This is a genomic window from Paractinoplanes hotanensis (genome assembly GCF_023717965.1).
Classification (GTDB): Bacteria; Actinomycetota; Actinomycetes; order Mycobacteriales; family Micromonosporaceae; genus Actinoplanes; species Actinoplanes polyasparticus.
In genome coordinates, this window is the sequence record NZ_JAMQOL010000030.1 from 53432 (window position 1) to 76469 (window position 23038).

General features: G+C 72.5%; 19 protein-coding genes. 9 read left to right on the plus strand and 10 right to left on the minus strand.

Annotation, left to right across the window (positions count from 1 at the left end; translation table 11 throughout):
* Positions 1–14 precede the first annotated feature (14 nt).
* Positions 15–1226, plus strand: a complete 1212-nt coding sequence (locus LXN57_RS21855; RefSeq protein ID WP_251800030.1) for an acyl-CoA dehydrogenase family protein — start codon at positions 15–17, stop codon at positions 1224–1226.
* The gene (locus LXN57_RS21860; protein ID WP_251800031.1) at positions 1226–2740 is read left to right on the plus strand and encodes an AMP-binding protein; all 1515 of its coding nucleotides are present in this window, start codon (positions 1226–1228) and stop codon (positions 2738–2740) included. The genes LXN57_RS21855 and LXN57_RS21860 overlap by 1 nt, the downstream gene beginning before the upstream one ends.
* Here the strand turns inward: LXN57_RS21860 and LXN57_RS21865 are convergent.
* Positions 2723–2953 (minus strand): CDGSH iron-sulfur domain-containing protein, encoded by a 231-nt coding sequence (locus LXN57_RS21865; RefSeq protein WP_251800032.1) that lies wholly within the window; start codon positions 2951–2953, stop codon positions 2723–2725. The two genes, LXN57_RS21860 and LXN57_RS21865, sit on opposite strands and share 18 nt — an antisense overlap.
* A 74-nt stretch (positions 2954–3027) precedes the next feature.
* Between LXN57_RS21865 and LXN57_RS21870 the strand changes: the two genes are divergently transcribed.
* Complete coding sequence (locus tag LXN57_RS21870; RefSeq protein ID WP_251800033.1) at positions 3028–4023, plus strand: iron-containing redox enzyme family protein; 996 nt, start codon at positions 3028–3030, stop codon at positions 4021–4023.
* 32 nt (positions 4024–4055) lie between these two features.
* The gene (locus LXN57_RS21875) at positions 4056–4922 is read left to right on the plus strand and encodes an MBL fold metallo-hydrolase (protein ID WP_251800034.1); all 867 of its coding nucleotides are present in this window, start codon (positions 4056–4058) and stop codon (positions 4920–4922) included.
* Here LXN57_RS21875 and LXN57_RS21880 read toward each other — a convergent pair.
* On the minus strand, positions 4883–6250 hold the full coding sequence (locus tag LXN57_RS21880; protein WP_251800035.1) for a hypothetical protein: 1368 nt from the start codon (positions 6248–6250) through the stop codon (positions 4883–4885). The genes LXN57_RS21875 and LXN57_RS21880 overlap by 40 nt on opposite strands.
* A 108-nt stretch (positions 6251–6358) precedes the next feature.
* Here LXN57_RS21880 and LXN57_RS21885 point away from each other — a divergent pair, with 108 nt between their 5' ends.
* A complete protein-coding gene (locus LXN57_RS21885; RefSeq protein ID WP_251800036.1) occupies positions 6359–6814 on the plus strand; it encodes a GNAT family N-acetyltransferase in 456 nt (151 codons plus the stop codon).
* 40 nt (positions 6815–6854) lie between these two features.
* On the opposite strand, the gene LXN57_RS21890 is transcribed toward LXN57_RS21885, so the two are convergent.
* The gene (locus LXN57_RS21890) at positions 6855–7364 is read right to left on the minus strand and encodes a MarR family winged helix-turn-helix transcriptional regulator (RefSeq protein WP_251800037.1); all 510 of its coding nucleotides are present in this window, start codon (positions 7362–7364) and stop codon (positions 6855–6857) included.
* Between the two features lie 87 nt (positions 7365–7451).
* Here LXN57_RS21890 and LXN57_RS21895 point away from each other — a divergent pair, with 87 nt between their 5' ends.
* From LXN57_RS21895 to LXN57_RS21905, 3 genes are all read left to right on the plus strand, one after another.
* Entirely contained in the window at positions 7452–8393 is a 942-nt protein-coding gene (locus tag LXN57_RS21895) for a DUF2332 domain-containing protein (protein WP_251800038.1), read from the plus strand.
* A gap of 39 nt (positions 8394–8432) precedes the next feature.
* Positions 8433–8852 carry an MmcQ/YjbR family DNA-binding protein gene (locus tag LXN57_RS21900; RefSeq protein WP_251800039.1) on the plus strand — a complete coding sequence of 140 codons (420 nt, stop codon included), beginning with the start codon at positions 8433–8435 and terminating at the stop codon, positions 8850–8852.
* A gap of 130 nt (positions 8853–8982) precedes the next feature.
* The gene (locus LXN57_RS21905) at positions 8983–9453 is read left to right on the plus strand and encodes a GvpU-like protein (RefSeq protein ID WP_251800040.1); all 471 of its coding nucleotides are present in this window, start codon (positions 8983–8985) and stop codon (positions 9451–9453) included.
* Between the two features lie 47 nt (positions 9454–9500).
* On the opposite strand, the gene LXN57_RS21910 is transcribed toward LXN57_RS21905, so the two are convergent.
* Positions 9501–9731 (minus strand): hypothetical protein, encoded by a 231-nt coding sequence (locus tag LXN57_RS21910; RefSeq protein ID WP_251800041.1) that lies wholly within the window; start codon positions 9729–9731, stop codon positions 9501–9503.
* Between the two features lie 167 nt (positions 9732–9898).
* Here LXN57_RS21910 and LXN57_RS21915 point away from each other — a divergent pair, with 167 nt between their 5' ends.
* Entirely contained in the window at positions 9899–11104 is a 1206-nt protein-coding gene (locus tag LXN57_RS21915; RefSeq protein ID WP_251800042.1) for a cytochrome P450, read from the plus strand.
* Here the strand turns inward: LXN57_RS21915 and LXN57_RS21920 are convergent.
* The 6 genes from LXN57_RS21920 to LXN57_RS21945 all read right to left on the minus strand — a co-directional run bounded on the left by LXN57_RS21920 (position 11097) and on the right by LXN57_RS21945 (position 23031).
* A complete protein-coding gene (locus LXN57_RS21920; protein ID WP_251800043.1) occupies positions 11097–12152 on the minus strand; it encodes a glycoside hydrolase family 26 protein in 1056 nt (351 codons plus the stop codon). The two genes, LXN57_RS21915 and LXN57_RS21920, sit on opposite strands and share 8 nt — an antisense overlap.
* A gap of 246 nt (positions 12153–12398) precedes the next feature.
* The gene (locus LXN57_RS21925) at positions 12399–14054 is read right to left on the minus strand and encodes a sulfatase-like hydrolase/transferase (protein ID WP_251800044.1); all 1656 of its coding nucleotides are present in this window, start codon (positions 14052–14054) and stop codon (positions 12399–12401) included.
* A gap of 62 nt (positions 14055–14116) precedes the next feature.
* Positions 14117–15229 carry a hypothetical protein gene (locus LXN57_RS21930; RefSeq protein WP_251800045.1) on the minus strand — a complete coding sequence of 371 codons (1113 nt, stop codon included), beginning with the start codon at positions 15227–15229 and terminating at the stop codon, positions 14117–14119.
* 272 nt (positions 15230–15501) lie between these two features.
* Entirely contained in the window at positions 15502–16062 is a 561-nt protein-coding gene (locus LXN57_RS21935) for an endonuclease V (protein WP_251800135.1), read from the minus strand.
* Between the two features lie 131 nt (positions 16063–16193).
* Positions 16194–20945, minus strand: a complete 4752-nt coding sequence (locus LXN57_RS21940; RefSeq protein ID WP_251800046.1) for a diguanylate cyclase — start codon at positions 20943–20945, stop codon at positions 16194–16196.
* Between the two features lie 109 nt (positions 20946–21054).
* Positions 21055–23031 carry a beta-galactosidase gene (locus tag LXN57_RS21945; protein WP_251800047.1) on the minus strand — a complete coding sequence of 659 codons (1977 nt, stop codon included), beginning with the start codon at positions 23029–23031 and terminating at the stop codon, positions 21055–21057.
* Positions 23032–23038 lie beyond the last annotated feature (7 nt).

Consider the following 23038-nt stretch of genomic DNA (forward strand, 5'->3'; position numbering starts at 1 on the left):
CCGGAGGGCGTCGCATGGAGTTCTGGCTCGACCTGAACGAGGAGCAAAACGATCTGCGGGAGTGGGTGCACGGGTTCGCCGAGAGCGTGATCCGGCCCGCCGCCTCCGAATGGGACGAGCGCGAGGAAACCCCGTGGCCGGTCCTCCAGGAGGCCGCGAAGATCGGCCTGTACGGCTTCGAGTTCCTGATCAACACGTGGTCCGACTCCAGCGGGCTGTCGCTGCCGCTGGTCAACGAGGAGCTGTTCTGGGGTGACGGCGGCATCGGGATGGCGCTGTCCGGCACGTCCCTGGCGGTGGCCGCGATCTACGGCTCCGGCTCGCCCGAGCAGCTCGTCGAGTGGGTGCCGCAGTGCTTCGGCGACGAGGCCGACCCCAAGGTGGGCGCGTTCTGCTCGACCGAGCCCGAGGCCGGCTCCGATGTGGCCGCCATGCGCACGCGCGCCGTCTACGACGAGGCGTCCGACGAGTGGGTGCTGAACGGCCAGAAGGCGTACGCGACCAACGGCGGCATCGCGAACGTGCACGTGGTCACCGCTTCGGTCGAGCCGTCGCTCGGCTCGCGCGGACAGGCGGCGTTCGTCGTGCCCCCGGGAACGCCCGGCCTGGCCGCCACCAAGAAGCTGCGCAAGCTGGGCCTGCGCGCCTCGCACACGGCCGATGTCTTTCTCGACGACGTCCGCGTTCCCGGCAGTTGCCTGCTCGGCGGCAAGGAGGCCCTGGATGCGCGCCTGGCCCGCGCCCGCGAGGGAAAGCGGGCCTCCGGGCAGGCCTCGATGCGCACCTTCGAGCTGTCCCGCCCGGCTGTCGGCGCGCAGGCGCTGGGCATCGCACGGGCAGCGTACGAGTACGCGCTCGAGTACGCTCAGTCCCGCGTGCAATTCGGCCGCCCGATCGTCGACAACCAGGCGATCGCGTTCGCCCTGGCCGACATGCGCACCGAGATCGACGCCGCCCGCCTGCTGGTGTGGCGGGCAGCATGGATGGGCCGCAACGACCGGCCGTTCTCGGCCGGCGAGGGCTCGATGTCGAAGCTCAAGGCCGGAGAGGTGGCGGTGGCGGTGACCGAGAAGGCGGTGCAGATCCTCGGCGGGGCCGGCTATCTGCGCGACCACCCGGTCGAGCGGATGTTCCGGGACGCCAAGATCTACACGATTTTCGAGGGCACGTCCGAGATCCAGCGCCTGGTCATCTCGCGCGCGATCACCGGACGGCAGATCCGCTGATGTCCGGCGCGGCGTTCGTCCTTCGCACGATGGCGCGGCGCGGCCTGCTCAACCCCGGCGCCCCGCAGCGTGTGGTGCGCCAGCTCTCCGCGCTGCACACGTGGGGCTTCGGCCTGGCCGGCGAGCTGCGCCAGGCGACCGCTCGCGATCCCGGCCGGGTCGCGCTCATCGATGAGCAGGGCTCACTGACGTACGCGGAACTGCTCGACCGCTCCTCCCGGCTGGCCGCCGCCCTGCCCGTGCAGCCGCGCGACCGGGTGGGCCTGCTGTGCCGCAACTCGGCCGAGATGGTCGTGGCCCTCATCGGCATCGCCACCCGCGGCGCCGACCCGGTTCTGATCAACACCGGCCTGTCCGGCCCGCAGCTCGCCGACGTGGTGCGCGACCAGAGCCTGGCCGTCCTGATCCACGACGACGAGTTTCCCGCACCGCCCGGCGTGCGGGCCTTCCCCACCGCGTCCGGCGCGTTGGCGGCGGCGGCCGGGGTGACCGAGCCACCCGTGCGCCCCGGGCGCACGATCGTGCTCACCTCGGGGACGACCGGCGCGCCGAAGGGAGCGCAGCGGCCCACGCCGGGCGGGTTCCGTCCGCTCTGCTCGATCATCGATCGGATCCCGCTGCACGCCGGCGTGCGCATGCACATCGCCGGGCCGCTGTTCCACACGTGGGCCTACGCCGGACTGCAGATGGCCCTGGCCCTGCGGGCCACCCTCGTGCTGCGCCGCCGCTTCGACCCGGCACAGACGCTCGAGACGGTGGCGCGGCACGACTGCTCGGCCCTCATCGCCGTACCGGTGATGCTTCAGCAGATCATGGAGCAGCCCTACCGCCCGGTGCCGCTGAGGGTGGTCGCGGTCAGCGGCTCGGCGCTGCCCGGCGGCCTGGCCGGCCGGTTCATGGACCGCTACGGCGACATCCTCTACAACCTGTACGGCTCGACCGAGGCGTCCTGGGCCTCGATCGCCACCCCGGCCGACATGCGCGCCGCCCCCGGCACCGCGGGACGCCCGCCGTACGGGACCAAGGTCGTGGCCCTCGGCGAGGACGGCCGACCGGCGCCGACCGGCACGACCGGCCGGCTGTTCGTGGGCAACGAGATGCTGTTCGAGGGCTACACGAACGGGGCCGCCCAGGAACGGCGCGACGGGCTGCTCGCCATCGGCGACGTCGGCCACCTCGACCGGGCCGGCCGGGTGTTCGTCGACGGCCGCCAGGACGACATGATCGTCTCCGGCGGCGAGAACGTCTTCCCCGCCGAGGTCGAGAACCTGCTGGCCGACCTGCCGCAGGTGCTCGAGGTGGCGGTCGTCGGCGTCGCCGACGACAAGTACGGCCAGCGCCTGGCCGCGTACGTCGTGCTCCGCGAGGGCGCCGCGCTCACCACCGACGACGTCCGTGACCACGTGCGCCGTCACCGCGCCCGCTTCAGCGTGCCCCGCGACGTCGTCTTCCTGCCCGAACTGCCGCGCAACGCCACCGGCAAGGTGCTCAAGCGCTCACTCCCGCAGCCCTGACCGCGGCGCCGGCGTCTCGCGACCGGCCTCGGCGTGGAACTTGACCACCTTGTGGGTGCCGTCGCAGAACGGCTTCGCCGCCGACTTGCCACACCGGCACAGGGCGATGGTGCCGCGGCCGGGGTCGATGGGCTCGCCGTCGGGAGTCAGCAGGTCGAAGTCGCCGCGAACGATGAGCGGGCCGTCCGGATAGGGCACGATCGAGGTCGTCATGGCCGCCCGAATGCCCGCTGAGCTGCGGCCGAAACAGATCGTTTACCGGTCCGGGATTCGGGAAGCTTGCGGTCATGCAACTTCCTGTGGCCCGCGGCCGCGTTTCCGCCGCTCTCCTCGACGTGCTCGGCGGCCGCGCCGCGAAACTCCCGGCCTTCGCCCGCTTCGACGGCGACGAGGACCTGCACCTGACCCTGTTCGTCTGCTACGAGCTGGCCTACCGCGGCTGGGACGGCGTCGACGACCGCTGGGAGTGGGATCCCGGCATGCTGCGGCTGCGCACGGCGGCCGAGAACCGTTTCCTCGGTTTCCTGTACGACCTGGTCGGCGAGCCCGGCGAGCACGTCGACCCGGCACGGGTGCCGGACGAGCTGGCCCGGATCGTCGAGGAGGACGACGGGCCGGGGCTCTCCGGGTATCTGCGCGGCCGGGCCACGTACGAGCAGTTCCGGGAGTTCGTCACCCACCGCTCGGTGTACCACCTGCGCGAGGCCGACCCGCACTCGTGGGCGCTGCCCCGGCTCGGCGGGCGGGCCAAGGCGGCGCTGGTCGAGATCCAGACCGACGAGTACGGCGGCGGGGCCGAGCCCCGCATGCACCAGGAGCTCTTCAAACGCACCATGAGCTGGTTCGATCTCGATCTCTCGTACGGTGGCTACGTCGACTCCGTGGGCGCGCCGACGCTCGCGGTCAACAACCTGATGTCGCTGTTCGGGCTGCACCGCGCGCGCCGGGGCATGATCCTCGGTCACCTCGCGGCCTTCGAGATGACCTCGTCGCTGCCCAACCGGTCGTACGCCAACGGTCTGCGCCGCCTGGGCGGGGACGCCGACGCCACCGCCTTCTACGACGAGCACGTCGAGGCCGACGCCGTGCACGAGCAGATCGCCGCGCACGACCTGTGCGGGTCGTTCGCCGCCGCCGAGCCGCGCCGGGCGGGGGACGTGCTGTTCGGGGCGCGCTGCGCGCTGGCGGTCGACTCGCTGTGGGCGGGATCGATTCTCGACGCCTGGCAGAACGGGCGTACGTCGTTGCGGACGCGGGCGGTTGAACCCGTGCTGGCGGGGTAGTCGTGCCCTCCCCGCACAGGCCGGAGGCCCCGATGCACGCCAGCGTCACCTTCATCGGCAACGCCACCACCCTGCTTCGGCTCGGAAACTTCACCCTGCTGACCGATCCGGCGTTCGGGCCGGCCGGCAGCCGGGTCCACCTGGGCTACGGCGCGTGGACCAAGCGGGTGCGCGATCCGATCCTCGACGCACTGGCCGGGACGGCGGTCGACGGGATCCTGCTGTCCCACCTGCACGGCGACCACTTCGACGCGGCGGCCCGCCGGTGGGTCGAGCCCACCCTGCCCATCCTGACCACCCCGTCGGCCTGCCGCCGGCTGCGACGCCGGCGCCACCTGGCCGTGCGCGGGCTGCCGGCGTGGGAGTGTTTCGAGTGGACCCGCGACCGCCAGCGACTGCGGGTCACCGCAGCGCCGGGCCGGCACGGGCCGGGCCTGGCCGACCGCCTGCTGCCGGAGGTCATGGGCTCGGTGGTGGAACTCGAGGTCGACGGGCGGCTGGCGCTACGCGTCTACATCACCGGCGACACGCTGATGCACGACGCGCTGGAACAGGTGCCGCGGCGGTTCGGCGAGGTGGACGCCATGCTGATCCACCTGGGCGGCACCAGGCTGCTCGGCATGCTCCTCACCATGGACGACCGCCAGGGCGCCGACCTGACCTCGCTGATCCGGCCCGGGCTCACCGTGCCCATCCACTACGACGACTACCAGGTGATGAAGTCCCCGCTCAGCGACTTCGTGACGCGTGCCGAGCAGCAGGGCCTGACCGGGATCACGCCGATCGTCCGGGGCGGAACGCTGCCGCTGCCGCTGCGCGACGGCTTCGGCAGCCGGCACGCCGAGCAGCGGGCGATGCCTCAGGTGAACAGCATGCCGAGGGTCGAGCCCGACCGCTGAAGCCGGTCCAGCGCGTACGCGACGGGCATGGCCGGCGGCAGCGGCCGGAGCTGGGCGCCGGCGAGCATGCGGGTCGCGTGACCGGAGGCGACGGGCAGCATCGGGTAGCGGCTCGCCGCGAACCGGTCCACCGGCTCGCGGCGACGCCCGAACGAGGCCAGCGACCGCCACTGCGCCAGCGTCGCCACGTGGACGCCGGCGTGACCGGGCGGCTCGGGCAGCACGGCCACGCGGTCGAAGCGGGCGCTCCCGGCCAGCCACATCTCGGCCGCCTCGACCGTCGTGCGGGCGGCCGACTCGGCCCAGTACGGGACCAGCGCGCCCGCCCGGGCCAGCCAGGGTTCGAGCAGGCGGCCGCACTCGATCACGCACCGGTCTTCCGCGCCGGCCCGCCACTGCCGCAGCAGGTCGGCCACGCAGGCGCTGAGCGTCTCGGGCCGGGCGTAGAGCAGCCGGTGCGACGCCGAACCGAGCCGGCCGAGATCGACACCGAGCGACGGCTCGCCCGACCGTTCGGCGTAGCGCGGCGGGGTGTCCGCGTCGATCCGCGCCCAGGACGCCGCTCCCAGCGCTTCGAGGACCCGGCGGAACTCCGGGTTGGTCAGCGAGTAATCCTCCGGGTTGCTGCCACCGACCGGGCTGCCGACCTGGAAACTGTGCCGGGCGGTGACCGCGGTGACCGGCCAGGTGCGCAGATCCCGGGTCAGCAGGGTGCTGCCACCGGGCGCGAGCCGGGTGCGCAGGAAGCGCTCGTACACGGCCGGCAGCGTCGCCCACCGCAGGTGGAACCGGACGGTCGCCCCGCACAGCGGCCCGCCCCGCAACGGGTCGTGCACCTGCCGCACGGTGATCGACGGATGGTGCGCGGTGATCCGGGAGGCCAGCTCCGCGCCCCACTCCAGCGCGCCCGGCCAGTCCCCCGGCGAGCCGCCGGGCCAGGTCACCGTGATCGGCACGCTGGTCGGCAGCCAGGCCGCCCCGAGCGCCACGGCGAGGTGCGCCGCCGACCCGTGCGGCGACCCGAGCAACACCGCCGGATACTCGGCGTCCCGGTAGTGCCCGACGATCCACCCGGCGATCGCCTCGGCGTCGATCGAGCCCACCAGATCGTGCGGAACCGCTTCGGCGTACGCGTCCCGCGCCAGCTCGAAATGCCGGCGCGCCGGCGGCAACTGCCCCCGGCGGCCCAGCAGCGGCGTGCGCGCCACCCAGCCACCCAGCGTCCCCGACACGGTCGACAGCAACGCCCGGCACAGGCTGTCCGCATCGATCAGGCCGTCGGCCGGCAGCCCGCCGCGCGGCTCCGACATCGTCTCGTAGGTCGTCACCCCAACTCAGCTCCCCCCAGAGTGCATCGGGGGTTCCCGCCGTTTCCGCCGACGAACCTCGTTTCGCGTGTGAGCTGACTCAATGCGCCCGCCTGTCACACTTCGCCCATGGCTGACGCCGAGGTGCGCCTGCGACCGGTCCGGATCACCGACATCGACACCTTCCACGACCACGAGCAGGAGCCGGAGGCGCAACGGCGAGCGAACTTCGAGGCCCGCGAGCGCCCCGAGTTCGTCACGCACTGGATCACGCGGATCCTCGGCGACCCGGCCGTCGGCGCCCGGACGGTCCTGGTCGGCGATGCGGTAGCCGGCAATGTCGTCTCGTGGAACCAGAACGGCCGGCGCGAGGTCGGCTACTGGCTGGGCCGGGCCTTCTGGGGCCGCGGCGTGGGGACGCGGGCGCTGACGCAGTACCTCGACATCGAGACGGCCCGGCCGCTGCACGCCACCGCGGACGTGGGCAACACAGCGTCGATCCGGCTGCTGGAACGCTGCGGATTCGCCCGGATCGACACCGTCCGCGAAGGAGCCGCGGAGTTCGCCGTCCTCGAACTGCCGTGACTCAGAAGCGCGCCGGACGCCGGCGAGGTGGTGGGTGCGCTCATCGCGCGGCCTCCAGGGTGTGCGTTTCTTCCAGTACGGCGGAGAGGGCGGCCACGAGCCGTCCGAGATCACAGCTGACCCGCTCGGCGTCGCCGGCCGGCCAGTCGGCGAGGGCCCGCCCGATCAGGGCGCCGAACCACGCGCTCGCCGCGGCCAGCAGGTCGCGTCCGGCCGGTGTGAGCGCCAGCGTCGACGCCCGGCGGTCGGCGTTGTCGACGCGGCGTTCGACCAGCCCCTGCCCCACCGCGGCGGCAACCTCCCGGCTGACCGTGGACGGGTCGAGCCCGGAGCGCTCGGCCAGGTCCTTGGCATGGCAGCCGCCGCCGGGCCCGGTCCCGATCTCGCCGATCAACTTGAGGATGCTCACCGTGCCGATCGGCACGTCGGGCCGCTCCCGCAGCCACTGCTGCCGTGCCTTGCGGATGAGCTGGGACAGCTCCAGCAGCTGGGTGGCCAGCACGTCTTCCATCTTGTCGGGCTCCCGTGGTGCGTTGCTTGAGCCAAGCATCCAGCAATATTGCGCGGTGGGCAAGTTTGCACGTCGGGCACGCTTCAATCGCCCTCCCGCCGCGGGACGCTCTGGCACCATGCGGGCATGACCGCGGCCTACTGGTACCTCGATTTCGCCGAACGGCAGGCGCGCGGCGTCTCCCCCACCTATGAGCGGCTGGCGAGAGCCGTGGCCGGCGACGACGAACTGCTCGCCCTGCTCGACACGGTCCCGGAGCCGAAGCGGCAGCCCAATCTGCTCTTCGCCGTCGTGCAGTGGCTGGCCGGACCGGTCGGCGACTATGGCCGCTTCCGAGCGTTCGTCGTGTCGCAATGGGCGCGGGTGGCTGCCGAATTGCGCGTGCGAGCAACGCAGACCAACGAGATCGGCCGGTCGGCGCTGCTGCTGCCGGTGCTGGCGGCGCTGCCCCAGCCCCTCGCGCTGATCGAGGTGGGCGCCTCGGCCGGGCTCAACCTCTATCCCGACCGGTACTCCTACCGGTACGGCGATGTCATGCTCGGTTCGTCCGGCCCCCAGCTGGACTGCGCCGCCACCGGCCTGACGCCGCCGGCCGCGCTGCCCGAGGTGGTGTGGCGGGCGGGCATCGACCTGAACCCGCTCGACATCACCTCGCCGGCCGACCGCGGCTGGCTGGAGGCGCTGATCTGGCCCGAACACGACCACCGCCGCGACCGGCTGCGCCAGGCGGCGGCCATCGCGGCGGCCGACCCACCCCGGCTGGTCCGCGGCGACCTGGTCGACGAGCTACCGGCGCTGGTTGCCGAGGCGCCGGCCGACGCCACCCGCGTCGTCTTCCACACGTCGGTGCTCTACCAGGTGCCGGACCCCCACCGCCGGGCGTTCATCGCGCTGACCGCCTCGCTGCCGGTGTGCTGGGTCGCCGTCGAGGACCCCGACATCATCGAGTACGCCGATCTGCCCGCCCCGCCCGGCGACGGCCGCCACAAGAACGTCCTGTCCCTGGACGGCAAGCCGCTGGCCTGGACCGAGGGCCACGGCCGGAGCATGTCCTGGTTCGGCGCCTGAGGGTCCCGGGCGCCGGCCGGGCTCGACTAGGCTGACGGCATGTCCGATGGCGACGATCGGCCCGCGCGGGTCGAGGACATCCATGAGCTGGCGACCGCCCTGCCCGACGTCGTGGTGGGCGGCGACGCCGAGCGGCCCGGATTCGCCGTCGGCAGCAAGACCTTCGTCTTCTTCCGCGCGCCGCGCAAGGACGCCTTCGACCCCGAATCGGGCGAGCCCTACACCGACGTGATCGCCTTCCACGTCGAGTCCGAGGCCGAGAAGCAGGCCCTCGTCCAGGACGAGTCCACCCCGTTCTTCACCACGCCGCACTGGAACGGCTACCTGGCCGTGCTCCTGCTGGGCCGCGACATCGGCCGGCTGAGCCGGGCCGAACTGGCCGAGGTCGTGCAGGACGCCTGGCTGGCCCGGGCCCCCAAGCGCAAAGGGGCCGCGTGGCGGGCGGCCCGGCACGCATGAACGCGCCCGTCGAGGCCGCGACTCGGTCGTCTCGCTCGTGGTAGCGCCGCCGCTCGTGACCGGTCGGCCGGTGTGATCAACTCCGCTGTTAGCGCCCGCACGGCCCGCCGCTGACCTTAGAGTCGGCTGCGTGGATCTCAACGGGGCCGCCGACCGGATCGACTGGGCCGAACCTGACAGCGTCCTGGGCACGTACGTGGCCCAGATGGACCGCCTGACCGAGCCGGTGAACCCGGGCGTGCCGCTGAGCCTGAGCGTGCACGGCCTGCTGGTGAGCGGCGAGCTGATTCCTCAGTGGCAGTGGTTCGCCGAGGTGAGCGAGCTCAACGACCACGAGGACGCCTTCTACGTGGGCACCGCCGAACACGTGAAGGAACAGTCCGACCTGGCCCACGAGGCCATCAAGATCCGTGACACCGGCGGCGAGATCACCCACCGTCAGTACACCGCGCTGATGGCCCCCACCCGCCACATCCACCTGCGCAACACGCACATCCACAGCCCCGGCACCAACCACAGCGAGCCCGGCTCCCTCTGGCGCGGCCGCCTGGCCGACGTCTCCGGCTGGACGCCCGGCACCACCCTCCTGTACGAGGACTGAGTCCGAGTCACGCCCTCGGCCCGGCGGAGACCAGCCGACCCACCCGATCAAGCGACCAGGGCCACCTCGCGGGCCGGGGAGCGGGTGAGGGCCGCGGCGGTGACCATCACGGCCAGGCCGGCGAGGGTGATCACGGCTCCGGCCCAGATCGGCGACCTGTAGCCCAGGCCGGCCGCGATGGCAGTTCCGCCCGCCCACGCCCCGAGCGCGTTGCCCAGGTTGAAGGCCGCGATGGTGGCGCCCGACGCCAGCGTCGGAGCAGTCGACGCGTAGTGCATGACCCGGGTCTGCGGCCCGGGAACCGTCGCGAACGCACGACGAGATCCTCCGCCAGGCGCTCGCCGACGCCCGCCACATCCCGGAACTGGCCGATCTGGTCGACCATCTGCGGGACGGAAACGTCATTTGGCGTCGCCACCACCCCGCCACCCCTGATGGTCGGGGTATGGGGATGACCTCGCTGGTGGCGGCAATGCGCGCGCAGATGTTCGGGCTGCTGGTCCGGCGCCTGCCCGGCGGCCTTCTCTGGCCGCTTCAGCGCGATGGACTCGACCCCGTCCGGCACGGCCGCGGCCCGGTGGCCCGGCTGCCGGTGCCGTGCGGGCTCCGCGCCTGGCTGATCAGCGGCTACGAGCCGGTCCGGGAGGTGCTGGGCAGCCTCGACGGTTACAGCAACGACTTCGGGCGGTTCGCGGGCCGCGTCGGGATCCGGGTCGACCAGGACCCGGGCGGGCTCGGATTCGCCGATCCCCCGGTGCACACGCGGCTTCGCAAGCTGCTGACGCCGGAATTCACGTTGCGGCGGCTCTCCCGGCTGCGTCCCCGGATCGAGGCGATCGTGCGGGAGCGGCTCGACGGGATGGGCCGCGAGGCGGACCTGTGGCACGACTTCGCGCTGCCGGTGCCGGCGCTCACGATCTGCGAGCTGCTGGGGGTGCCGTACGAGGACCGGAAGCACTTCCAGGAGCTGAGCACGGCCCGGTTCGACCTGGTCGGCGGCACGGGAGCCTCGCTGGACGCGGTCGGCGGCTCGCTCGCGTACCTCGGGGACCTGATCGAACGGCAACGCCGGGCACCCGGGGAGGGGCTGCTCGGATCGCTCATCCGCGCGCACGGTGACGCCATCGACGATCGCGAGCTGGCCGGCCTGGCCGACGGAGTGCTCACCGGCGGGCTGGAGACGTCGGCCAGCATGATCGCGCTCGGCTCGTACGCGCTGATGACCGACCGCCACCTGCGCGGCCGGCTGGACAGTCAGCTCGACCCGACCATCGAGGAGCTGCTGCGCTACCTGACCGTCGTCCAGGTCGCCTTTCCGCGCGTGGCCACCGCGGCCCACACGATTTCCGGAGTGGATATCCGCGAGGGCGACGTCGTGGTCTGCTCGCTCAGCGGCGCCGACCGCGACCCGCGCTTCGAGAACCCGGACAGCATCGACCCGGCGCGACCGCTGGGCCGCTCCCACCTGGCCTTCGGCTACGGGGTGCACCGCTGCATCGGCGCCGAGCTGGCCCGCATGGAGTTGCGGATAGCCTATCCGGCTCTGTTCGACCGTCATCCACAGATGCGCCCGGCGGTGCCGCCGCACGAGCTGCGACTCCGCCGGGCATCCATCGTCTTCGGTCTGGATTCGTTGCCGGTGCTTACTTGAGCCTGAGCTGGACGGTGAACTTCGGGCTGGCGGCGAGCTTGCGGAACGCGGCCAGGCTCGACGGCGCGCTGTCGATGCTGATGTCGCGGTCGCCGAACTTGTCAGCCTTGGTGTCGAAGTAGACGATCGCCTTCACCTTGGGCCGCTTGGCCAGCTCGGGCAGCACGCTGTTGAACTGCCGGGCCTTGTCCACAACCTTGCCGATGCGGTGGTAGGCGCCCCACTCGGCGACCATCAGCGGCTTCGACGCGTGCTTGGTGGTCGCCCACGAGTAGAAGCCCTCGCCGCCCTTGGCCTTGCGGTCGAGCAGGTCGGCGAAGACGCCGGCGTGGTAGTAGTTCTTCTCGGCGCTGACGTACGAGTCGAGGCCGATCCAGTCGACGACGTCGTCACCCGGGTACAGGTCCTTCCACCACGACTGCGCCATCCACTTCTCGTTGCCCATGTAGGCGACGACATTGACCATGTTGCCGAGGCCCTTCGACTTCAGCCGCTTGATCACGTGACGGTACGACGCCGCGAAGTGCTTAGCGGTCATTCCCGATGCGGCGTCCGTGCGCACGTCGTCCTCGGGCTCGTGGTTGAGCACCAGGAAGAACTTCTCGGGCAGGGTCGCCTTGACCCGGGCCGCGAAGGCGTCGATGCGCGCGTCGAGCTTGCCCGCGGCCACGTTGGCCCACGTCGAGCCGTACTCGACCCGCCAGTTCAGCAGCAGCACCCGCGGCTTGCCGGGCTCGCGCACCATGGCGATCTCGGCAGCGGTCGGGAACTTCTCGTCACCCTTATGATACGTGTGGAAGATCGTCGCGGTACGCCCGCTCAGCTTCTCCCAGTTCCTGTGCTCGAGGTCGCGCGGCCGGTTGGTGAACCCGCCGGCGGCGGCTCCCCACAGCACGCCGCAGCTCGGAACCAGCTTCGCATCGGTCACACAGGGCGCGGGCTTGGCAGCGGGCGTCGTGGCGGCCTGAGCCGTGGCCGGGCCGGTCGCGAACACGGCGCCGAGCCCGGCGACGAGTGCGGCCAGCGAGTACACGGACTTACGAAGCATCGAATCTCCTCCTGTTGTCCAGCCGTTGTCGGCCGGGCATGGAAGAGATTCCAGGCCGCTCGGTGCGCGCCCGGTGCCCGTCCCGGTGCGGACGGGTTGCGCCTCGCAGACGTCACAAGCGTCGGCCCTGCGATCGGTTCCGGCGGGCGGTGGTTGAGCTTTCTTCTCGTACGGAATTCTGGGGCGCAGCCTCGCCCGGAGCACACAACCCGCAGGTAACCCAGGTAGCGGTCGGATCGATCGGCCTCAGCGGGGGCCCAGCGCCATCCCGTTCTCGCGGCCGTAGGCGGCGAAGAACTTGTCGCGGAACTCGTCCATCCGCCAGACCGGGCCGTCCGCCGCCGGCTTCAGGCCGTCGGTCCAGCCCCAGGCGGCGATCTGGTCGAGCACCGCCGGGTCCTTGGCGATGATCGATACGGGCACGTCGTGGCTCGCGTTGCGGCCCGTGATGACGGACATCGGCTGGTGGTCGCCGAACATGATGAGGACCGCGTCGTCGTCGGCGTAGTCGGCGGCCCACGAGGTGAGGCTGTCGACGGAGTAGGCGAGCGTCTTCGCGTACGCGGCCTGGGCCTTCACCGGATCGGCCCAGAGCTCGCTGCGTTCCGGCGCCCCCACCACCTGCGACTCGAAGACCTTGCCGTCGCCGACCGAGTCCCACGGCACCATCGAGGGGATGTGCGTCCACGGCTCATGGCTGGAGGTCAGCGTGATCTCGGCCATCACCGGCTTGGTGGCCTTGGCGTAGATCTCGCGCTGGAACGTGTCGAGCACGAACTGGTCGGGCATCCGCGACCACCCGAAGTCGGGCCCCTGGTAGCCCATGTTCCGCGAGTCGAACACGGTGTCGTAGCCGTAGAAGCCCGCCTCGGGCCAGTCCTTGGTGTTGCCGGGCTCCATGCCCGCGGTCTGCCATCCGGCGTCCTTGAAGGCCCGGGTCAGCGTCAGCCGGTCGCCGGTGACCATCTCGTCGTACCGGCGCTGCGAGGTGATCCACAGCCCGGACTGGAACGAGCCGTGCGCCAGCCAGCTGCCCCCGCCGTACGTCGACGAGGTCAGCCAGCCGGTCCGCGCGTGGAAGCCGGCCCCGCCCAGCTTGGCGTTCGCCGCGTCGAGGGCCGGGTTGACGACGGCCGACATCTGCGGATCGGTCAGCGAGCTGTGGCCGAGGCTCTCGACCACCCCGATGATCACGTCCTTGCCCTTGAGCCCGGCGACCAGGTCGCCGGCGGGCACCGAGGCGTACGGGTCGTGCCGCACCGCCGCCGCGAACTGCCGCTCGTCGCGGATCGTGGCGGGGATCTGCCGCACGGTCGACTTGGCCAGGGTGATCCCCGAGTCGGAGGCGACGGGCGCGTTGGGGAACAGCGTCAGCCCGCTCAGCGCCAGGGCGACCCAGACCGCGCTCAGGCCGGCCAGCAGGCGCCGGGCCGGCAGCGTGTGCCGCGTGCTCACCTTGACGAGGCGGACGGCCGACAGCACCAGGGCCGCGACCAGCGCGACTACCCCGACGACGGCCAGGACGACGGTCAGGTTCGCGTACGTCCGGCCGTCGGTCTCGGTCAGGGCGTTGTAGCCGTCGCGGAGCAGCGGCGGGTCGAGCACCGGGTCGAACTTGCGCCCGAGCACCGTACGGAAACCGGCGTTGGCGATCTTGAGGACGACCAGCGCCGCGAGTCCCAGCCCGGCCAGCACCGCGAACGGCTTGCGCCAGCGCGCGGGCAGGGCCAGCGCGACCGCGCCGGCCAGGATCACCTCGATCGGCACCCGCAGGAAGGCCCCCGGCAGGAACGTGCCCGCCTTGGCCCGGGTGACCGCGTCGGGCACGACCAGAGCCACGACGATCAGCACGGCCGCGGCCACGGTCAGGAGGCCGCCCAGAAGGCGACGGATCTTCGGCAAAGCGGAGTCTCCCGGTTCGAGGGCGTGGCCTCCCTCGGATACGGGTCAGAGCCGTACAAGGTTCAGAATCTCTGCCGCGGGGCCGCCTTCACCTTCCGCAGGCCCCGCTTCACCTTGCCGGCGGCGCGGCGGCGCAGGCGCTCGATCGAGCTGACCCGGGGCTCGGGCACCAGGCCGTGCAGCTGCTCGGCGTGGCTGATCATGCCGATGATGGTCTCGATCGCGGTCTCCAGCAGCTGGTCGTGGCGCACACGATCGGGCGTCGGCTGGGGCCGCGGGTCGACCGGGCGCAACTCGGCCAGGTCGCCGACCACCTCGCACGGGTAGTCGTCGAGATCCTTGATCTGCTGCTCGGCCAGGTCGAGCACCCACTCGGCTCGTTCCGGGCCCACGCCGAACCGCAGGTCGTTCGTGCGGTTCTTGAGCACCGCGTCGACCAGGTGCCGCTGCACGGCGCGCTGGTAGGGCGCCCGGTGCGGATACCGGTCGCCGAGCGCCTGGTTGACCCGGCGCAGCACCTCGACCTCGGCCGCACCGAGCGACGTGTTCGCCCCCATCGGCACGGTCAGGTCGCAGACCTCGTCGGGGATACCGATGACCTCGGCGAACCGCCGCCACAGCGTGTCCCGTGGCGCACCCGGCCCGGGCACGGTGATCAGGTGCCGGTTCCCGGCCGGCACCAGGTCACCCCACCGGCGCAGCATCCGGTTGGCCGTGTAGTGCTCCCAGAAGTCCTCGAAGCGTCCCCGCTCCACGGCCCGGATGAAGTCCTCGAAGCTCCAGACGCTGCGCGACCGGATGCTCTGCTGCCACATGGACGGGAAGGTCCGCCAGAGGTCGCGGGCAGCCACGACGATGTGCACCTCGGCCGGCTGCAGGCTGCGGACGGCGCGAGCCGCCTGCTCGCTGGTGGCGGCGCCGAGCCCCTCGTTCGTGATGACCACGTCGCCCGGGAAGGCGGCCGCGCGGCCGGCGAGCCGGTCCCACGACCAGGCCGGCGTCGCGTGCCAGTTGAGCCCGCGCAGGTCGGCCATGGCCTCGTCGTGGGCCGAGAACTTGCCGGGCAGCAGAATGCCCGCCCGCTGCAACGGCTCCGCGTTGTTCCACAGCACGTTCTGGACGTAGGTGCTGCCCGTCTTGGGCGCACCGATATGAAGAAACACGCGTCGTGCCATGCCGCCTCCCAGGGCGCGGGGTTTACGTCAGCACAACGTGCCCGAGGGCCCCAGGTAGCGGCTTTGAATGCATTGTGTACGAGCTGTGATCTTGCGCCCCACCGGCCACGACAGCACCGGTCGATGCCCGGCTTTGTCCGCGTTTCACCCGGTCGGGTGATGTTCCCGGGACACCCCGATACGGAGCACAGCCCTTCAAGGGAGCGAACCCATGCGTCAACGGGGATTCGCGCGGCGCTTCACCGTCTTCTGAACGCCCACAGCGCGAACAGTCAGAGCGACCGCAACGTGCTCCGCGAGACGATGTCGGCCTGGCGGGTCGGTTCGGGAATGCGGTAGCGACCGCTGAGCCGGACCGTCAGGTCGACGCAGTCGGCCAGGCCGATGCGGTGGCCGGCCGAGACGAACACCGGCTTCACGTCGGTGCGGGTGCGCACGACGCTCCCGACGACCTCGCCCTCGTCGACCAGCGCCGACGACGCGCCGCGAGCAGGCGCCGGGTCGGTGGAGCGACCGACGAAGGCGGTCTTGGCCACGCCGTACGACGGGAGGTCGAGCAGCACGCCGAGATGGCAGGCCAGACCGAAGCGCCGCGGGTGGGCCAGCCCGTAGCCGTCGCAGATCAGCAGGGACGGCGGTGCGGACAGGCGCTCGACGGCGGCCAGCAGCAGGGGCACCTCGCGGAAGGCCAGCAGACCGGGCACGTACGGGAAACGGCTCTCGCCCGCGAAGGTCGCCACCTCGGCGACGGCGAGGGTGGCCACGTCGACCACGACCGCCGCCGCGACGGCCCGCGCCGAGCCCACCTCGTACGTCACGTCGAGCCCGACCACCGTGCGGGGCAGCTCGATCGGCGCCGAGCCGCCGACCAGTCCCGCCCGCAACTCGTCCTGGATCTTCTCCGCCTCGGCCACGGTGGCGGGCTGGGGAAAGGACAGCATCCCCGCACGCTACGCGGCGGGCGCTAAGAACTGACGGCCGGGCGGGGTGCGGCCCGGCGACCGGTCCGCACCTGGTCGCGCCCGCCCCGCTTGGCCTCGTAGAGCCCGTCGTCCGCGTCCGCGACCAGGTCGGCGACGGTACGGTCGCCCGCGGGCACCTCGCAGCTGACGCCGACGCTGACCGTGACCACGCCGCCGGGCGCCGCCGGGTGGGCCTCGCCGAGCTCGTGCACCGCCCGCTGCACCCGTTCGGCCAGCTCGACCGCCGCGGCCGTGCCGGCGCCGGCCAGCACCACGGTGAACTCCTCGCCGCCGTACCGGGCGACCAGGCCCTTCTCCCCGACCGCGGCCGCGATCGCCCGGGCCACCTTGCGCAGGCAGTCGTCGCCGGCTGCGTGTCCCAGGCGGTCGTTGTAGAGCTTGAAATGGTCGATATCGATCATCATGAGACCCAGCGGCTCGGCCCCGTCGGCCTGCCACGAGCGCTCGAGCACCTGGTCGAGGTGGCGGCGGTTGGCCAGCCCGGTGAGCGCGTCGGTGCCGCTGAGGATCTGGAGCTGGGCGTTGGCCAGCCGCAGTTGCTCGGTGCGGTCGGCCACCTTGCGTTCGAGCGACGCGTACAGGTCGGCGTTCTCGATGGAGACGACGAGCTGACTGCCGATGATGCGGACGACGTCGAGCCGCTGGTCGGTGAATGTGCCGCGCCAGAGGCGGTTCTCGAGCACGAGCATGGCCCTCGGCTCGCCGTGCGACACCACGGTCACCGCGAGCACCGCGCAGAGCTCGACCCCGTCCAGGTACGGGTCCTGGGCGAACCGGGGGTCGTCGACCGCGTTGTCGAGCACCAGCGGCGCCTGGGTGCGCTCGACGTAGCGGACGATGCTCAGCGGCACCCGGCCGGCCGTGATCACCGACCGCCCGTCCGTCCAGTCCCCCGCCTCGTCGTCGCGGGTCAGCAGGTGCACCCTGGTCGCGCCGGTGAGCGAGGCCAGGATCTCGACCACCCGGACGCGGAGCTGACCGATGCGGGTCTCGGAGCTCAGCGCGCGCGACGCCTCGACGACCGCCATCAGGTCGACCGCCTCGGAGGCGAAGGTGGTGGACGTGCCGGCCCCCGCGGCCGGGGCGCCCGTCCGCCGCTCGCGCAGGAACGGGAACTCGCGCTCCTGCGCGGCCACCTTGGCTGTCGCGCCCCAGTCGGTCCAGCGCTCGTGGGAGTCCCGCAGCAGCCGGTGCCCGACGTAGCCGAGTCCGGCCGCGAGCTGGTAGCGCCCGGCGCGCTCGGCCAGGAACGCGTGCTGCCAGGGGCGGCGCTGGCGGCCGGCAGCCTGCAGCGCCTCGTCGAACAGGCCGCCGGCGGCCGAGTCGCCGGCCGCCCACGCTCGTTCGGCGGCCAGCCACCGGGCGAGGTGCTGGAAGTTCGCCGGGGCGTCGGCCGCCCGCTGGTCCAGCCAGCTCAGCAGCGGCTCGGCCTCGTCGGCGCGGTTCGCGGCCAGGAGGGCGTAGGCGCGCACGAACCGGGCGGTGGCGGTGAAGTAGTTGCCCTCGATGAACGGCAACGAGCGTTCGATGGCATCGGCCCGAGCGACCAGCGCCGGAACGTCACCGAAGAAGGCCGCGGCCAGCGCCTGCAGGATGCTGCGGTAGGCGTTCGCCATCGGATTGCCGCCGGGGCCGGTGTCGGCCGGAGGGCCGCCCGGGCCGGTGGTCAGCAGCTCGTGCAGCTCGTCGAACTCGGCCATGATGGCGGCGTTCTGCTCGTTGGCGACGCGCTTGGTGAACGCGGTGGACCGCACCAGCTCGGCCTCGAACGCCGGCAGCGTGGGCGCGCAGTCCAGCAGGGCGGGCACGGTCGTGTGCGCGGTGAAGCAGGCGAAGGCCAGGTCGCCGCCGTGCACGAGCCGCTCGTAGGCCAGCCGGGCCAGCTCGACACTGTGCTCGACCGGCTCGAACCAGTGCGTGGTGCTGACCGAGGCCAGGAACCGCACCGCGGCCGTCTCGGCGTCCCAGCCGCGGGCGTCGCCGGCCTCTTCCAGGTGCCGCAGGACGCGGTAACCGGTGGCGTGATCGCGCCGGAACCCGATGGCGGCGATGCCGGAGTGGGCCAGCGGCACGACCAGGGCGGCCGACGGGCCGTGCTCGGACCAGATCCGGCGAGCGGCGGTGATCAGCCACACCATCGTCTCGTGGTCGCTGAAGAAGGCGGGCGGCATCATCCGCGCGAGCAGGCGGCACGCCGCCACCAGCGCCGGTTCGGCGACGTCGGCCCGGATCAGGTCGTCGTCCACCCGTAACGTGGGCGCCCATTCGCGCAACTGGTCGAGCCCGTCGTCCAGCTCCCGGGCGGGCAGCGCCACTCCGAGCCGGCCCAGCAGTGCCCGGCCCAGGTCGAGCGCGTCGGCGGCGCGTCCGCGGACGGTCAGGCTCTCGATCTGGACGACGGCCGGCTCGGCCAGTGCCACCGGGTCCAGGCGGCCGGCCAGCCCGGCCCAGAGGGTGTCGGCCTCGGGCAGGCGGCCGAGGCTGTAGAGGGCGCGGTGGTGATCGATCAGGATTTGGTCGAGCAGCGCGGGGTCGTCGCCGGCCAGCGGCGCGGCGGCAGCCAGATAGCGTTCGGCGACCGGGTAGTTGATCATCCGGAGGCCGGCCGCGGTCGATCGGAGCAGCTCGGCCACCTGACGACGGTGCCCGGTTCCGGCGACCAGGCCCGCCGCGGGCAGGTACTGCTGGGCGGCGACAGCGGCATGCTCCGGCCGGCCGGCCAGCCGCTCGGCCAGCACCAGGTGGAGCAGCCGCCGGGCCGCGGGCGGGGTGAGGGCGTACGCCGCCTGCTGCACCCGGTCGTGCCGGAACGCGACGCCCTCGTCGAGGACGACGAGCCCGTCCTCCAACGCGGGCCGCAGCCGGGTCTCGACGTCGGCCGCGGTGCTGCGAAGCCCGGCCGCCAGCAGGTCGAACCCCGTCTCACCGCCCAGCGCGGCCATCACCGTGAGCACCCGGCGGCAGGAACGCGGGAGCCGGTCGAGCCGGGCCACCAGCAGGTCGCCGATGTCGGAGTCGCCGACCCAGCGGCGGACGGCGTCGACGTCCCAGTCCCACCCGTCGTCCGAGGGGGCCAGGACGCCGCCGGCCCGCAGGCTGTTGATCAGCTCGACGGAGTCGAACGGGTTGCCGCCGGTGCGCGGCGCGATGGCGGCGGCCAGGCCGGCGGCCCGTTCGGCCGGCAGCCGCAGCACCTCGGCCAGCAGCGTGGTGACGTCGTCCGGAGGCAGGTTGCGCAGGCGCAGCTCGCCGGGCGGCGGTTCGAGGCGCTGCCAGCGGGTGAGCACGGCCGACAGCGGATGCGAGGCGTCGACCTCCTCCTCGCGGTACGCACCGATCACCAGCAGACCCGGCAGCCCCTCCGCGGTGAGCAACGTCTCGATGAACGCGGTCGGGGTGGCGGCCGCCCATTGCACGTCGTCGACCACGAGCACCAGGGGCCGGGCGGGCGAGACGACCGTGCGGATGAATGCCAGCGCGGCCTGGAACAGCCGGCCCTGCACCTCGGCCTGATCGCCCCGGGGCGGCTCCGGCTCGATCCCCAGCAGCGGCGCCACCTCGGGGACGAGGGCGGCGAGCAGGCCGGCGTTGTCGCCCAGGGCCGGGCCCAGCACGGCCCGCAGCCGCGTCAGGTCGGTCTCGTTCTCGCCCAGCAGCAGCCGGGCCAGCGCGCGGAGGGCAGCGGCCATCGCGTCGGACGCCGTGTCCTGGCGGTACTGGTCGAACTTGCCGGTGACGAACCAGCCGCCGGCCGCCGTGACCAGCGCCCGCAGCTCGTTGACCAGGGCGGTCTTGCCGACCCCGGAGGGCCCGCTGATCAACAGGCCGCGCACGCGGCCCGCCAGCGCCTCGTCGAAGGCGGTCCGCAGCACGGCGACCTCGGCGTCCCGCCCGATCAGGCGCGACGGGGCGGTCAGCCGGGCCGGGAAGTCGCGGGCGCCCAGCTCGAACGGGCCGTCACCAAGACGGGCCAGGTCGTGGGCGCACCCCTCGGCGCTCTGATAGCGCCGGTCCGGCTCCTTCTCGAGCAGCCGGTCGATGATCGCGGCCAGCATCGGCGGCGCGGCCGGGACGAGCTGGGTGACCCGAACCGGACGCCGGGCCAGGTGGTCGTGCAGCAGTTCGAGCGGGTTGGCGCCGGTGAACGGCGGGCGCCCGGTGACCAGCTCGAACAGGGTCGCGCCGAGCGCGTAGAGGTCGGAGCGACGGTCGACGGCCCGGCCGGTGCGCCCGGTCTGCTCCGGCGCGAGATAGGCCAGGGTGCCCGCCACCTGGCTCTGGTGGGTGAAGCCGGGCCGCTCCTCGGCGGCCGTGGTGGCCAGCTCGAAGTCGATGAGCACCGGGTCGAGCCCGTCGAGCACGACGTTGGCCGGGTTGATGTCCTTGTGCACGACGCCGGCCGCGTGCACGGCAGCGACCACCCGGGTGAGCCGGAGCGCGACGTCGCAGACGGCGCTCATCGGGCGGTGGCCGGCCCCGATCCAGGTGGCGAGGCTGTCGCCCACGTCGAGCAGCACCAGCTCGGTGTCGCGTGGTGTGCCACCGGCCAGCCGGACGACACCGGGAACGGCGGCCAGGCGTGTCAGGGTCTCGCGCTCGCGCCGGCAGCGCTCGACCGCGTCCGGCCCGCGCAGCTCCTTGCGGATCAGGCCGGGCCGGTCGCCCGCGGGCGCGGATCGTACGACTCGGGTGCGCGCGCTCTCGTAGAGCACTTCGACCTGAGCGTCCGACACAAGGCAACCTCCGAGGGACCTATCGGCCGTCCCCGGCCGTCCCTGAGAGAACAACCGGCCCGGCCGCGGATTTCTCCGCTGCCGGGCCGGGTCGCGCCTGGGCTGGGACTCAGGCGCGGAGCACCGCCACTCCCCTGGCGGTGAGAGTGCGGCCGGAGCCGCCGAGGGCGGTGATGTCGACCGGGTCGTCGGTGCGGTTGATGACGAATCGGGTTTCCCCGCGGACGGCCAGCTCGACCTTGCCGCGCAGCTCGGCCGGCAGCTCGCTGGTCACGCCGGCCCGGGCCAGCAGGTCGCCCAGCACCAGCGCCAGGCCGTCGGGGCCGAGCCGGGTCGAGACGTACGCGGCCGAGCCGTCACCGACCTCGCGGCGGGTGATGGCGGGACGGCCGGCCTGGTCGCCGGTCTTGTAGGAGGCCAGCACGGCCGTGTCGTCGGTGGCCAGGTCGATCCGGTCGGTCCACAGCGTGCCGGTCAGACCGTTGTCGAGCTCGGCGGTCTCGCCGTCGAGCAGCGGCCCGAACTCCTCGATGCGGATGCCCAGCAGGTCCCGCAGCGCGCCCGGGTAGCCGCCGAGCCAGACGTGGTCGTTCCCGTCGACGATCCCCGAGAAGTACGTGGTGATCAGGTGACCACCGTTCCCGGCGAAAGCGCCCAGACGAGCGGCCAGCGGCGCCGGCGTCACGTGCAGGATCGGCGCCACCACGACGTCGTACCCGCCGAGGTCGGCCTCGACCGGCACGACGTCGGCCCGTACGCCCAGGTCGAGGAACGCCGTGTACCAGTCGAGCGCCTCCTGGCGGTAGCGCAGCTGCTCGGTCGGGTGCGAGTCCTGCTCGACCGCCCACCACGAGGTCCAGTCGAACAGGATCGCCGCCTTGGCCGGCGTACGCGGTGTGCCCGCCAGATCCGCCAGCGAGCGCAACGTGCCGCCGAGCGCGACCACGTCCCGGAACAGCTGAGAATCCGTGCCCGCGTGCGGGTACATCGCCGAGTGGTACTTCTCGGCCCCGGCCCGCGACTGCCGCCACTGGAAGAAGCAGACCGCGTCAGCGCCGTGGGCCACGTGGGTCAGCGAGTCGCGTTCCAGCTCGCCCGGCTTCTTGGCCTGGTTGATCGGCTGCCAGTTGACGGCGCTGGTCGAGTGCTCCATGAGGAACCACGGCCGGCCGCCCGCCAGGTTGCCGGTGAGGTTGGCCGAGAACGACAGCTCGTCGAGCGTCTGCTCGCCGGGCAGCCGGTAGTGGTCGTTGGAAATGAAGTCGACTTCGGCCGCCCAGTCCGCGTAGTCCATGCCCCGGGTCTCGCCCATCACCATGAAGTTGGTGGTGACCGGGATGTCGGGCGTGATCTCGCGGAGCAGGTCGCGCTCGGCGATCAGGTAGTCCTTGAGCGCGTCCGACGAGAACCGCTTGAAGTCGAGCTGCTGGGTCGGGTTGGGGTGGGTGGCCGCCTGCCGCGGGGGCAGGATCTGCTCGAAGTCGGTGTACCACTGCGACCAGAACGCGGTGCCCCAGGCCTCGTTGAGCTCGTCGATCGACGCGTAGCGGGCCCGCAGCCAGGTGCGGAACGCCGCCGCCGCGTCGTCCGAGAAGTCGTACACGTTGTGGCAGCCCAGCTCGTTGCTGACGTGCCAGGCCACGACAGCGGGGTGGTTCCCGTACCGCGAAGCGAGCTCACGGACCAGTCGCAGCGCGTACGAACGGAAGATCGGCGAGGTCGGCCGCCACTGCTGGCGGCCGCCCGGCCAGATGGTGTTGCCCTGCTTGTCCACCGGCAGGATCTCCGGGTGCCGGGTCGTCAGCCACGGCGGCGGCGAGGCCGTCGCCGTGGCCAGGTCGACCGCGATCCCGTTGGCGTGCAACAGGTTGATCGCCTCGTCGAGCCAGCCGAAGTCGTACTCGCCCTCGGCCGTTTCGAGGCGCGCCCACGAGAAGATGCCGAGCGAGACGATGGTGACGCCGGCCTCGCGCATCGCGCGCACGTCGTCGTCCCACACCTCGCGGGGCCACTGCTCGGGGTTGTAGTCCGCGCCGTACTCGAGACGAGGGTCTCCGGCCCGGCGCAGCCAACGGGGGTTTTGCACAGAATCT

Bases quoted from the DNA above. Each gene is read 5' to 3' on its own strand.
- LXN57_RS21865 (WP_251800032.1), bottom strand. From the start codon at position 2,953: ATGACGACCTCGATCGTGCCCTATCCGGACGGCCCGCTCATCGTTCGC.
- LXN57_RS21860 (WP_251800031.1), top strand. From the start codon at position 1,226: ATGTCCGGCGCGGCGTTCGTCCTTCGCACGATGGCGCGGCGCGGCCTG.
- LXN57_RS21930 (WP_251800045.1), bottom strand. From the start codon at position 15,229: ATGGCACGACGCGTGTTTCTTCATATCGGTGCGCCCAAGACGGGCAGC.
- LXN57_RS21895 (WP_251800038.1), top strand. From the start codon at position 7,452: ATGACCGCGGCCTACTGGTACCTCGATTTCGCCGAACGGCAGGCGCGC.
- LXN57_RS21885 (WP_251800036.1), top strand. From the start codon at position 6,359: ATGGCTGACGCCGAGGTGCGCCTGCGACCGGTCCGGATCACCGACATC.
- LXN57_RS21855 (WP_251800030.1), top strand. From the start codon at position 15: ATGGAGTTCTGGCTCGACCTGAACGAGGAGCAAAACGATCTGCGGGAG.
- LXN57_RS21890 (WP_251800037.1), bottom strand. From the start codon at position 7,364: ATGCTTGGCTCAAGCAACGCACCACGGGAGCCCGACAAGATGGAAGAC.
- LXN57_RS21915 (WP_251800042.1), top strand. From the start codon at position 9,899: ATGGGGATGACCTCGCTGGTGGCGGCAATGCGCGCGCAGATGTTCGGG.
- LXN57_RS21870 (WP_251800033.1), top strand. From the start codon at position 3,028: ATGCAACTTCCTGTGGCCCGCGGCCGCGTTTCCGCCGCTCTCCTCGAC.
- LXN57_RS21875 (WP_251800034.1), top strand. From the start codon at position 4,056: ATGCACGCCAGCGTCACCTTCATCGGCAACGCCACCACCCTGCTTCGG.
- LXN57_RS21920 (WP_251800043.1), bottom strand. From the start codon at position 12,152: ATGCTTCGTAAGTCCGTGTACTCGCTGGCCGCACTCGTCGCCGGGCTC.
- LXN57_RS21910 (WP_251800041.1), bottom strand. From the start codon at position 9,731: ATGCACTACGCGTCGACTGCTCCGACGCTGGCGTCGGGCGCCACCATC.
- LXN57_RS21900 (WP_251800039.1), top strand. From the start codon at position 8,433: ATGTCCGATGGCGACGATCGGCCCGCGCGGGTCGAGGACATCCATGAG.